This window comes from Amycolatopsis sp. w19, assembly GCF_051373225.1.
Classification (GTDB): Bacteria; Actinomycetota; Actinomycetes; order Mycobacteriales; family Pseudonocardiaceae; genus Amycolatopsis; species Amycolatopsis japonica.
In genome coordinates this window covers 23464-35065 of record NZ_JBPQFM010000038.1, presented here as the reverse complement: position 1 = coordinate 35065, position 11602 = coordinate 23464, and the positions used below count along the sequence as shown (strand labels likewise).

Genomic DNA, 11602 nt, shown 5'->3' with positions numbered 1-11602 from the left:
CCAGCAGCCCGGCTACGACCAGTACGGCGGCCAGCAGCAGCCCGGGTACGACCAGGGCTACGGCGGCGCCGCCCAGCAGCCCGGCTACGACCAGTACGGCGGCCAGCAGCAGCCCGGGTACGACCAGGGCTACGGCGGCGCCGCCCAGCAGCCCGGCTACGACCAGTACGGCGGCCAGCAGCAAGGCGGCTACGACCAGGGCTACGGCGGCGGCGCCGCCCAGCAGCCCGGGTACGACCAGTACGGCGGCCAGCAGCAGGGCGGCGGCTACGACCAGTACGGCGGTGGCCAGCAGCAGTACGGCCAGCCCGCCGCGGACCCGTACGCGCAGGGTGGCGGCTACGGCGGCCAGCCGGCGGCCGGGCGTCAGCTCACCGCGAGCCTCCAGCTGGACGACGGCTCGAACCGTTCGTACTCGCTCAAGCAGGGTGGGAACGTCGTGGGCCGCGGCCAGGACGCCGACTTCCGGCTCCCGGACACCGGGGTCTCGCGCCGTCACCTGGAGATCACCTGGGACGGCCAGAGCGCGACGCTCGCGGACATCGGTTCGACGAACGGCACGACCGTCAACGGCACCCCGGTGCAGACGTGGCAGCTGGCCGACGGCGACGTGATCCGCGTGGGCCACTCGTCTCTCGTGTTCCGTACGCAGGGCTGACCGGCGGCGTCCGGAGGGGGTATCGCAGAATTGCGGTGCGGGACCTGTGGTGGATCGGCACCGCGGGTCGTACGCGGAGAGCAAGGCCGTTCGGAGCCGACCATCCCGGACGGCACGCGCTCTCCGCGGCGTACAGGAGAAACGGGAGCGGACACAACAAGTGCCAGAGCTGGTCGTTCAACTCACCAGGGTGGGCTTTCTCGTGCTGCTCTGGCTCTTCGTGTTCGCCGCGTTGCGTGTCGTCCGTTCGGATCTGTACGCGGCCTCCGGGCTGCGAGTGGCCGTCCCGACGTTCGGCCGCAAGAAGAAGGAAAACAAGAAGCCGCGCGGCGGGAAGTCTCCGCAGCAGCTGCTCGTGACCCATGGTGCGCTGGCGGGAACCAGGATCGCCTTGGACGGCAGGCCGATCCTGATCGGCCGCGCCGACGACTCGACTCTGGTGCTGGACGACGACTACGCGTCGACCCGGCACGCCCGGATCGCCCTGCGCGGGGAGGATTGGTACGTGGAAGATCTGGGTTCGACGAACGGGACGTACCTCGACCGGGCTAAGGTCACGGCACCCCTCCGGGTCCCGCTCGGAGTCCCCATCCGGATCGGCAAAACGGTGATCGAGCTTCGCCCATGACTCTCGTCCTCCGCTACGCGGCTCGCAGCGACCGGGGCCTGGTGCGTTCCAGCAACCAGGACTCCGTGTACGCAGGTCCCCGCCTGCTCGCCCTCGCCGACGGCATGGGTGGGCACGCAGCGGGTGAGGTGGCCAGCAAGGTCGTCATCGCCTCCCTCGCCCCCCTCGACGACGACGATCCCAGCGACGATCTCCTCGCTCAGCTGAGAGAGGCCGTCCAGAACGGCAACGCCGCCATCGCCGAGCTCGTCCAGCAGGACCCGGACCTCGACGGGATGGGCACGACCCTGACCGCCGTGCTGTTCGCCGGTTCGCGGATGGGTGTCGTGCACGTCGGCGACTCCCGGGCGTATCTGATGCGCGGCGGTCAGTTCTCGCAGATCACGCGGGACGACAGCTTCGTCAACGAACTTCTCGAACAGGGCCGGATCACGCCGGAAGAGGCCGCGGTGCACCCGCAGCGGTCGCTGCTGCTGAAGGCGCTCACCGGCCACGAGGTCGAGCCGAGCCTGACCGTGCGCGAGGCCCGCGCCGGCGACCGGTACCTGATCTGCTCGGACGGCCTGTCCGGCATGGTCAGCGACGAAACGCTGTCCGAGGCGATCCAGATCCCGGATCCGCAGGCCTGCGCGGACCGGATGATCGAGCTGGCGCTCAAGGGCGGCGGCACGGACAACGTCACGGTGATCATCGCCGACGTCGTCGACGTCGACTTCGGTGAGGACGCGCCCATCGTGGGCGGCGCCGCCGGGGACGGCAGCGACGAGTTCCACCAGGGGGACTCCCCCGCCGCCCGCGCCCGTGCGCTGACTCAGCCCGCGCCGCAGCCGCGGCCGGAGGTCCAGCCCCAACAGGAGGACCCCAAGGTCAAGCGCCGGAGGCGATTTCGCTGGCTGGCGGGAGCGGTGGTCGTCCTGATCGTGCTGGCCGCGGCGGCGATCGCCACGCGGTATTTCGTGCTGAGCCAGTACTACGTCGGCGAGGGTCCCGGCGAGGAGGTCGTGATCTACCGCGGCGTCCCCGGCAGCATCCTCGGCATCGACCTGCACGCCTACGAGCAGGGCTCGTGCCCGCCGGGCGGGCTGTGCACCGACAAGCTGCTGGTGCCCGCGTTGCAGGAAGACGCGCGGATCGCGGTGAAGAACGGCGTCAAGAAGGACAACCTCGACGACGCCCGCAAGTACATCGACGACTTCCTGCGGCCGCACAAGCAGCTGGCCGACTGCAAGCCGAACACCAGCTCGACTTCCACGCCGCCTTCCGCTTCGTCACCGCCTCCGGTGTCGTCGTCGGCGGCAGCCCCTTCTACCCCCGCCTCGCCGAGTTCGGCGAACCAGCCAGCGGGGAGGGACTGCTCGACGCCGGCCACGGCAGCACCAGGGGGCGGTAACTGATGAGCACGCCGATCGCCGATCCGGCTTCGGCCCAGTTCGCCACGAACCCTCCCCGCGAGCTGCCCAAACGGCGCGGGACCGAACTCGTCCTCCTGGCGTTCGCGACGTTCATCGTCACCGTCGCGCTCGTGCTGGTCGAGGCGAACCAGGAGCAGGAGCTCACCAGCTCGATCATCTGGCTGGGGCTGTCGTACCTCGGGGTGCTGACGGCGGCGCATCTGGCGGTCCGCCGCTGGGCGCCGTACGCGGACCCGGTGATCCTGCCGTGCGTCGCGCTCCTGAACGGGCTCGGCCTGGTGATGATCCACCGGATCGACCTGGCGCTCGCGGAACGCGCGGTGCAGCAGGGCAAGGAGTACACGCCGGACGTCACCAAGCAGGTGCTGTTCACGGCGATCTCGCTGGTGCTGTTCGTGGTGGTGCTGGTCGTGATCAGCGATCACCGCACGCTGACCCGCTACGGCTACACCTGTGGTCTGGTCGGCATCGTGGCGCTCGCGCTGCCCGCGGTGCTGCCGTCGAGCCTTTCCGAGGTCAACGGCGCGAAGGTCTGGATCAAGCTGCCGTTCTTCTCGATCCAGCCCGGCGAGTTCGCGAAGATCCTGCTGATGATCTTCTTCGCTTCGTTCCTGGTGACGAAACGGGACCTGTTCATGGTCGCGGGCAAGAAGATCGTCGGCGTCGAGCTGCCGCGTGCCCGTGATCTCGGCCCGATCCTGATCGCGGCGGCCGCCTGCCTCGGCGTGCTGGTGTTCGAGAAGGACCTCGGGACGTCGCTGCTGTTCTTCGGCGTCACGCTGGTGATGCTGTACGTCGCGACCGAGCGGGTCATCTGGGTCGTGCTGGGCGTCGGTTTCTTCGCCGCCGGCGCGATCATCGCCTACAACCTGTTCACGCACGTCCAGCAGCGCGTCCGCAACTGGATCGACCCGCTCGCCACCTACGACGACGCGGGCGGCGGCTACCAGGTCGCGCAGGGGCTGTTCGGGCTCGGCACCGGCGGGGTCGGCGGCACCGGCCTCGGCGCCGGACGGCCGGACATGGTCCCCGAGGCCAAGACGGACTTCATCACCACCGCGATCGGCGAGGAACTGGGCTTCGTCGGCCTCGCCGCGATGCTGATGCTGTACCTGATCCTGGCGATGCGCGGGATGCGCAGCGCCCTCGCGGTCCGCGACACCTTCGGCAAACTCCTCGGCGGCGGCCTCTCGTTCGCCCTGGTCATGCAGATCTTCGTGGTCGTCGGCGGCGTCACGAACCTGATCCCGAACACCGGGATCACCGCCCCGTTCCTCTCCCGCGGTGGTTCTTCACTGCTCGCGAACTACATCCTGGTGGCCCTCCTGCTCCGAATCTCCGACGCCGCCCGCAAACCCGCGGTGCGGCCGAAGCCGCAGCAGCCGCAGGCGCCGCTCGCCGAAGCGCACACGGTGATGGTCCAGCGGCCGTCCGTGAACGGTGAGGGGAGCGCTTCGTGAACACCCCGCTCCGCAAGGTGGGCGTCGCCATGCTCGTCATGGTGGTGCTCCTGCTGGCCAACGCCACCTACATCCAGGTGGTCAAGGCCGACGACTACCGCACCGACTCGCGCAACCTCCGAGTGCTCTACGAGGAGTACTCGCGTCAGCGCGGGCTGATCGTGACGCCCGACGGCGCCGCGCTCGCGAAGGTCGACCCGTCGAACGACAAGTACAAGTTCATCCGGACCTACGCCGACGGCCCGATGTACGCGCCGGTCACCGGCTACTACTCGATCAACTACGGCTCGGGCGGCCTCGAACGATCCGAGGACGACGTGCTCAACGGCTCCGACCCGCGACTGTTCGTGCGGCGCCTGTCGGACATGGTCACCGGCCGCGACCCGCGCGGCGGGAACGTGCGGCTGACGATCAACCCGGCCGTGCAGAAGGCCGCGTACGACCTGATGACGCAGAAGGGCTACACCGGCTCGGTGGTCGCCATCGAGCCGAAGACCGGGCGCATCCTGGCCATGGTCTCGACGCCCTCGTACGACCCGAACAAGCTCGCCTCGCACGTCGGCAAGGAGCAGATCGCGGCCTGGGGCCAGTGGCGCGACGACCCGAAGAAGCCGATGCTGAACCGCGCGATCTCGGAGACCTACCCGCCGGGTTCGACGGCCAAGCTGCTGGTGACCGCGGCCGCGCTCGAGAACGGCAAGACGGCGGACATGCCGGTCAACACCGCGCCCAACGTGAAGCTCCCCGGCACGCAGACGACGCTGGAGAACTACGGCGGCGCGGCCTGCAAGGGCAGCACGCTGAAGGAAGCGCTGCGGTACTCGTGCAACGTGCCGTTCGCCGAACTCGCCGGAGAACTCGGCAAGGACAAGCTGAACGCGACGGCGAAGAACTTCGGTGTCGGCGAGGACCTGGCCGTGCCGATGCGGGTCGCCGCCTCCTCCCTCGGGCCCCTCGAGTCGAAGGCGGCGCTGTTCCAGAGCGCCATCGGGCAGCGGGACGTGCGGCTGACCCCGATCCAGGACGCCCTGCTTTCGGCGACCATCGCCAACAACGGGATGGCGATGAAACCGCAGCTGGTGCAGTCGCTGCTGGCGCCGAACCTGTCGACCATCGAGGACTACAAGCCGACCGAGCTGACCGGCGACGCCGCGATGTCCAGCGCGAACGCCGCGATCCTGCGCGACATGATGCTGGCGTCGGAGGAGAACACGAAGGGCGCCGGCAAACGAGGCGACATCCAGATCGCCTCCAAGACCGGCACCGCCGAGCACGGCAACGACCCGAAGAACACCCCGCCGCACGCCTGGTACACCGGGTTCGCGCCGGCGATGGACCCGAAGATCGCCGTCTCGGTGATCGTCGAGTCCGGGGGCAACCGCGGGCTCGAAGCGACCGGTGGCACCGTGGCCGCGGAGATCGGCCGCGCCGCCGTCAACGCCATGCTCGGGGGTGGATAGCGGATGCTGTCCTCGGGTCAGCTGCTGGCCGACCGGTACAAGCTGACGAACCGGATCGCCGTCGGCGGGATGGGCGAGGTCTGGCAGGCCAGTGACACGCGGCTGGACCGGACGGTCGCGGTCAAGATCCTCAAGGCGGAGCTGTCCGGCGACGCCGAGTTCCTGCACCGGTTCCGGACCGAGGCGCGGATGACCGCGTCGCTGAACCACCCCGGCATCGCCGCGGTGCACGACTACGGCGAGACGGTCGCGGACGAGCTGTCGATCGCGTATCTGGTGATGGAGCTGGTCGAAGGCGATCCGCTGGCCGCGATCATCACCCGCGAAGGACGGCTGAACGCCGAGCGCACCCTCGACATCCTGGAGCAGGCCGGTAACGCGCTGCAGGCCGCGCACGAAACCGGTCTCGTGCACCGCGACGTCAAACCGGGCAACATCATGGTGACCCCGGCCGGGCAGGTGAAGATCACCGACTTCGGTGTCGCGAAGGCCGCCGACGCCGCCCCGGTGACCAGGTCCGGCATGGTCATGGGCACCGCCCACTACATCGCTCCCGAGCAGGCGCTCGGGCACAACGCCGAACCGGCGAGCGACGTCTACTCGCTGGCCGTGTGCGGCTACGAATGCCTCACCGGGCACCGGCCGTTCCTTTCGGAGAACGCGGTGACGGTCGCGATGATGCACATCCGCGACCTCCCGCCACCGCTGCCGCCGGACGTGCCGCCGGGCGCCCGCGCGGTGATCGAAGCGACCCTGATCAAGGATCCGAGACAGCGGTACAACAGCGGCGGCGAGTTCGCCGCCGCCGTCGCCGCGGTCCGCGCCGGGCTTCCCCTGCCGACGCCGTCCGGACTGGTGAACGTGGCCTACTCGGCCGGCCAGCCCGTGCTGCCGCAGCAGGTGCCGCCCGGCCCGCACTCCCCGCCGAACCCGATGGTGGCCGTGGGACCGGCGTCGCATCCGGCGATGCACCCGGTCACCGGCCCGCCGCCGATGGCGGTCCGCCGTCTGCCCGGCAGACGGCCACAATGGGGCTGGTGGCTGCTGCTCGCGGTGATCCTGATCGCAGTACTGGTGGCAGGAGCCTTCCTCATCGTGAGACTGGTCGGTTCGGGCAACGGACCGCAGTCGGGCGGCGTGGAAACGAGTGAACACGTGCCGGCTCCGGGTAAGAAGTCCGAAGGTCCTCCGCCGACATCCGCGTACCCCGCGGTTCCGACGGAGGGCGGCACCGAGGAGCCGGCCGGACAGGCGAATCCAGGAATGATGAGCAGCAAACCTTGGACGGAATGGAACGGCACGCAGAGATGAGCACACCAAGACTGCTCAGCAACCGCTACGAGCTGGGCGAGACGCTCGGCTACGGAGGCATGTCCGAGGTCCACCACGGCCACGACGTGCGCCTGGGCCGGGAGGTGGCGATCAAGATCCTGCGTGCCGACCTGGCGCGGGATCCCCAGTTCCAAGAACGTTTCCGTCGCGAGGCACAGAACGCGGCGGCACTGAACCACCCGGCGATCGTCGCCGTCTACGACACCGGCGAGACGAACACCGAGTTCGGCCCGCTGCCCTACATCGTGATGGAGTACGTCGAAGGACGGACTCTGCGCGACATCGTGAAGACCGAAGGCCCGATGTCGCAGAAGCGGGCCATGGAGGTCATGGCCGACGTCTGCGCGGCACTGGACTTCTCGCACCGGCACGGCATCGTGCACCGCGACGTCAAACCGGCGAACGTGATGATCACGAAGAACGGCGCCGTCAAGGTGATGGACTTCGGTATCGCGCGCGCCATGCACGACGGGCAGTCCGCGATGACGCAGACCGCCGCGGTGATCGGCACGGCGCAGTACCTCTCGCCGGAGCAGGCCCGCGGTGAGTCCGTCGACGCGCGTTCCGACGTCTACGCCGCCGGCTGCGTGCTGTACGAACTCATCACCGGCGAGCCGCCCTTCACCGGCGACTCGCCCGTGGCGGTGGCGTACCAGCACGTCCGGGAAGACCCGAACCCGCCGTCGTCGGTGAACCCGGCCGTGGCGCCCGAGCTCGACGCCGTCGTGCTCAAGGCGCTCGCGAAGGGCCCGGCGAACCGGTACCAGTCGTCCGCGGAGATGCGTTCGGACCTCGTCCGCACGCTGTCCGGTCAGCGGCCGGCCGCGCCGATGGTGATGTCGGAGGACGAGCGCACCCAGGTCATGGACTCCGACCGCCGGGTGCCGCCGCGCTACGACCAGTACGAGGAAGACGAAGAGGACCCGGCCGCGAAGAAGAAGCGCCGGGCGTGGCTCATCGCCGGTCTCGTGGTCTCGCTGGCCGCCATCGTGCTGCTGATCATGTGGCTGTCGAACGCGTTCAACAGCACCGGCGCGGAGAGCAAGGCGATCCCGACGGTCGTGGGTCAGTCCGAGGCTTCGGCGAAGGACACGCTGCGGGGCGCTGGGTTCAACTCGTTCGAGCCGACCAAGAAGGTGCCCTGCACCGGCGAGGCCGTCAACGGGCTGCCCGCCTGCGACGAGAACGACATCGACAAGGTCATCGCGATCAGCCCGAACCAGGGCCAGGTGGCACCGACCACGGACAAGATCACGCTGACCGTCGGCGCGAAGCCGGGCAAGGTCAAGACCCCGGACCTCAAGGGCAAGACCGTCACCGAAGCGACGGCGGCACTGACCGAAGCCGGTCTGAAGCTCGGCGCGACCACCGAGGACGAGACCGAAGACACGAACCAGGCCGGCAAGGTCATGTCGCAGAATCCGAGCGCGCAGGCCGAGGTGGACCAGGGTTCGAAGGTCGACATCACGGTCGGCAAGTCCAAGGAACTGAAGACGGTCCCGAACTACAAGGGCAAGACCCAGGCCGAGGCCGAAGCCGGGTTGAAGGCGGCCGGGTTCACCCCGCAGGTCACCAACGTCGACTCCGACCAGCCCAAGGGCACGGTGATCGACCAGACCCCGAACGGTGGCAAGCTGCCTGTCGGCGGAGTGGTCAAGCTGTCCGTGTCGAACGGCAACCAGGAGACCTTCGACATGCCGAACCTGAAGGGCATGACCGAGGAGCAGGCGACGCGGCAGCTGCAGCAGCTGGGTTGGAACGGAACCCTGGACACGCAGGCCGACAAGAACGGTGACCGGGATCAGGCGGGCAAGGTCAGCAAGACCAACCCGCAGGCCGGTGCGAAGGTCGCGAAGAACGCGCCGATCACGCTGTTCATCGTGGAAGGCGACGAGACGTCGACGACGTCGAGCTCGCGGCTCTTCCCGCCTCCGTGATCCAGCGATGACGTGAGCAGGGCCCCGCACGGTTTCGTGCGGGGCCCTTTTCATGTCAGCTTTTCGAGCAGTCCGTGGTAAGCCTGCTGAATCCGCCCGGCGCTGGTCCGCACCACGACCGCCTTCGGTCGCGTGGCGATGAGCGCCACGAGCCGGTCGTACATCTCCGCCAGTCGTTCGGGCCCGCCCAGCATCTCGTGCGCCTCGACGTGTTCGGGCTCCGCCGCCGCGCGCGTGCGCTCGGCGAACCGCCGGAGCACGTTGTCCTTGGTGTCGAGGAGGACGATCTCGTGGAACTCCGCGGCCGTTTCGCCGGCGAGGGTTTCGAGGCGTTCGAGGAGATCGGCGCGGCCGAGGAACTGCGGGATGATCACGTCGTGTCCCGCGAGCAGATGGGTGCGAGCGGCGCTCACGGCGAGGTCGCGGGCGAGCGTTCCGGCCTTCGCGGCGTTCTCGCGCCAGGCGCCGAGCAGGCCGCGAAGCCGGTCGATGTCGAGGTTCAACGTCAGCGGATGGTCGTCGGCGTACAACCGGGCGAGGGTCGACTTCCCGCAGGCGGGCGGGCCGTTGAGCACGATGAGCCGCGTCATCAGGCGTTGCGCCGGAGCAGATACCCGACGGCCGTGGCGCTCAGCAGCAAGGCGGAGACCGCCGCCACGACGGCCACGATGAACGGGCCGGTCAGAGGTTGTTGCGAGGTCAAGGCGCGCAGCAGCGGATTGGCCAGCGGCAGCCACTTCACCAGGAGCACCGCGGCGAGGGCGAAGATCGCGGCCAGGACGGACCAGCCGACACGCGGGACCAGCAGCCGTGAACAGGGCAGGCCGATCGCGATCCCGAACAGCGCGCACAACGCGTGCGCCGAGGCGCCCAGCGCGAAGGTGCCGATCGTGAAACCGCCGGTCCGGAGCCCTGACCACAGCACCGTCACGAGGATCAGCACGACCGCGCAGCCGAAGACGGCCAGCGTGGCGCCGCCGAGGACCGATCGCCAACGTCGTGCGTGGCTGAACGTCACCAGCCGCTGGACCGGGTCTTCGACGTCGAGCATCGCGATGGTCAGCCAGCACGAGACCACGAGGAGCGAACCAGCGCTGATCCCGTACTGCGGCAGCAGCGGTGACTTCGGATCCGTGTAGAGCACGGTGTTCACCGCGATGTAGGCGAGGATCGCGGGCAGATAGCGCTGGGAGTGGCCGAGCAGCGCGAGGTAGTAGCGGGTCATGGCGAGCACGGCGCCACCTCCCGGACCGAAAAGCCCCGGTTGAGCGCGCGCAGCAGGACCGCGTCGGCGTGCCCGGCTTCGACCGTCAGGACGACCTTCCCGTCCTCGGCCACGACGTGGCTCACGCCGGGTTCCGAAGACCAGTCGACGCTGGGGCCGTGGAGGACGATCCTTGTCGCGCTCTCGGTTTTCGCCACCGCTTCGACACGGGTCAGGAGTCCGTCGTCGATCCGGTAGACGTCGTCGGCGTGGGCGTGCACGACCGAGGCGCGGTGGTCGGTGAAGACCACGCTCGCACCCCGCTCCTTGGTCTCGGCGACGAGTTCGCCGAGCACGGTGTGGGCTTCGACGTCGAGACCGGACCAGGGCTCGTCGAGGATCAGCAGGTCCGGCTCGGCGAGGACCGCCTGGGCGAGTCCGACCTTTTGGGCGTTGCCCTTCGACAGCGTCCGCAAGGGCGCGTCCGGGCCGCCGACCAGCGCCAGCCTGTCCAGCAGGGGGTCGATCGCCGACAAGTCGACATGGCCGTCGACGCGGGCCATATGCCGCAGGTACGCCCTGGCGCTCATCCGCTGTCCCGCCGGGAAGCGGTCCGGCAGGTAGCCGACGCGCGGATCGCCCACGACGGTTCCCGAGGTCTCCCGGGCAAGTGCCGCGAGGATCCTGAGCAGCGTCGACTTCCCCGAGCCGTTCGAACCGAGGACGCCGAGCACGCGGCCCGCCGGAACGTCGAGGTCGACGTCGGCGAGCACGGGTTCACTGCGGCCGTAGCGCTTCCCGACTCCTTCGAGCCGGATCAGCGAGGTCACGCAGCAGCGGCCTTCTGCAGCGCGCGAGTCGCCTGTTCGAGTTCGTTGACCGTGGCGTCGGGGACCGGGTGGCCTGCGGAGGCCATCCAGTTCGCCAGCATCCGGTGACCGCCCTGGGTGAGCACGGACTCGGGGTGGAACTGGACGCCTTCGAGCGGCAGCTCGCAGTGCCGCATGCCCATCACGACACCGGACTCGGTGCGACCTGTGATCTCGAACACGGCCTCGTCGATGGTTTCCGGCAAAACGGTCAGCGAGTGATACCGCGTGGCGGTGAATTGCGCGGGGAGCCCGGCGAGCACTCCGTCGCCCGAATGGTGGACTTGACTGGTCTTGCCGTGCAGCAGTTCCGGGGCGCGGTCGACGGTGGCGCCGAAGACCACGCCGAGCGCCTGGTGGCCGAGGCAGACGCCGAGCATCGGGATGTGCTCCTCGGCGCATTTGCGGATGACGTCCATGCTCTGACCAGCGCGTTCCGGGGTTCCGGGGCCGGGAGAGACGAGGACCGCGTCGAACTCGCCGAGCTTGTCGAGCTCCACCACGTCGTTACGCCAGACGGTGCAGTCGGCGCCGAGCTGGGCCAGATACTGGACCAGGTTGTAGACAAAACTGTCGTAGTTGTCGACGACGAGCACGCGCATGAAACCAGCTTAGCGGCTCCCACCAGGTGGACCGTACGCC

General features: G+C 69.1%; 11 protein-coding genes. 7 read left to right on the top strand and 4 right to left on the bottom strand.

What is annotated here, in order from left to right:
• The 7 genes from ACSMFO_RS38540 to pknB form a co-directional block, all read left to right on the top strand.
• Positions 1-658, top strand: a 658-nt coding sequence (locus ACSMFO_RS38540) for an FHA domain-containing protein (RefSeq protein WP_436462344.1), incomplete at its 5' end; no start/stop codon positions are given.
• 160 nt (positions 659-818) lie between these two features.
• On the top strand, positions 819-1286 hold the full coding sequence (locus ACSMFO_RS38535) for an FHA domain-containing protein FhaB/FipA (protein ID WP_007030429.1): 468 nt from the start codon (positions 819-821) through the stop codon (positions 1284-1286).
• Positions 1283-2680 (top strand): PP2C family protein-serine/threonine phosphatase, encoded by a 1398-nt coding sequence (locus ACSMFO_RS38530; RefSeq protein WP_016330504.1) that lies wholly within the window; start codon positions 1283-1285, stop codon positions 2678-2680. Before ACSMFO_RS38535 ends, ACSMFO_RS38530 begins: the two co-directional genes overlap by 4 nt.
• Positions 2680-4158, top strand: a complete 1479-nt coding sequence (locus ACSMFO_RS38525; protein ID WP_038507100.1) for an FtsW/RodA/SpoVE family cell cycle protein — start codon at positions 2680-2682, stop codon at positions 4156-4158. The genes ACSMFO_RS38530 and ACSMFO_RS38525 overlap by 1 nt, the downstream gene beginning before the upstream one ends.
• Positions 4155-5618 carry a peptidoglycan D,D-transpeptidase FtsI family protein gene (locus tag ACSMFO_RS38520; RefSeq protein ID WP_038507099.1) on the top strand — a complete coding sequence of 488 codons (1464 nt, stop codon included), beginning with the start codon at positions 4155-4157 and terminating at the stop codon, positions 5616-5618. The genes ACSMFO_RS38525 and ACSMFO_RS38520 overlap by 4 nt, the downstream gene beginning before the upstream one ends.
• 3 nt (positions 5619-5621) lie before the next feature.
• Positions 5622-6929, top strand: coding sequence for a protein kinase domain-containing protein (locus tag ACSMFO_RS38515; RefSeq protein WP_350574155.1), 1308 nt, complete (start codon positions 5622-5624; stop codon positions 6927-6929).
• Positions 6926-8887, top strand: coding sequence for a Stk1 family PASTA domain-containing Ser/Thr kinase (gene pknB, locus ACSMFO_RS38510; protein WP_436462346.1), 1962 nt, complete (start codon positions 6926-6928; stop codon positions 8885-8887). Before ACSMFO_RS38515 ends, pknB begins: the two co-directional genes overlap by 4 nt.
• Positions 8888-8937: 50 nt before the next feature.
• Here pknB and ACSMFO_RS38505 read toward each other — a convergent pair whose 3' ends face one another.
• From ACSMFO_RS38505 to ACSMFO_RS38490, 4 genes are read right to left on the bottom strand one after another with little or no spacing between them, the layout of a single operon-like run.
• Positions 8938-9477: an AAA family ATPase gene (locus ACSMFO_RS38505; RefSeq protein WP_436462343.1), complete on the bottom strand. Its 540-nt coding sequence runs from the start codon at positions 9475-9477 to the stop codon at positions 8938-8940.
• Positions 9477-10121, bottom strand: a complete 645-nt coding sequence (locus tag ACSMFO_RS38500) for a hypothetical protein (protein ID WP_360094409.1) — start codon at positions 10119-10121, stop codon at positions 9477-9479. Before ACSMFO_RS38500 ends, ACSMFO_RS38505 begins: the two co-directional genes overlap by 1 nt.
• Positions 10109-10921, bottom strand: a complete 813-nt coding sequence (locus tag ACSMFO_RS38495) for an ABC transporter ATP-binding protein (protein WP_436462342.1) — start codon at positions 10919-10921, stop codon at positions 10109-10111. Before ACSMFO_RS38495 ends, ACSMFO_RS38500 begins: the two co-directional genes overlap by 13 nt.
• Complete coding sequence (locus ACSMFO_RS38490) at positions 10918-11562, bottom strand: aminodeoxychorismate/anthranilate synthase component II (RefSeq protein WP_436462341.1); 645 nt, start codon at positions 11560-11562, stop codon at positions 10918-10920. Before ACSMFO_RS38490 ends, ACSMFO_RS38495 begins: the two co-directional genes overlap by 4 nt.
• Positions 11563-11602 lie beyond the last annotated feature (40 nt).

What these genes read in the sequence shown, in the direction of transcription:
- pknB (WP_436462346.1), top strand. Translation starts at nt 6,926, where the DNA reads ATGAGCACACCAAGACTGCTCAGCAACCGCTACGAGCTGGGCGAGACG.
- ACSMFO_RS38525 (WP_038507100.1), top strand. Translation starts at nt 2,680, where the DNA reads ATGAGCACGCCGATCGCCGATCCGGCTTCGGCCCAGTTCGCCACGAAC.
- ACSMFO_RS38505 (WP_436462343.1), bottom strand. Translation starts at nt 9,477, where the DNA reads ATGACGCGGCTCATCGTGCTCAACGGCCCGCCCGCCTGCGGGAAGTCG.
- ACSMFO_RS38530 (WP_016330504.1), top strand. Translation starts at nt 1,283, where the DNA reads ATGACTCTCGTCCTCCGCTACGCGGCTCGCAGCGACCGGGGCCTGGTG.
- ACSMFO_RS38515 (WP_350574155.1), top strand. Translation starts at nt 5,622, where the DNA reads ATGCTGTCCTCGGGTCAGCTGCTGGCCGACCGGTACAAGCTGACGAAC.
- ACSMFO_RS38490 (WP_436462341.1), bottom strand. Translation starts at nt 11,562, where the DNA reads ATGCGCGTGCTCGTCGTCGACAACTACGACAGTTTTGTCTACAACCTG.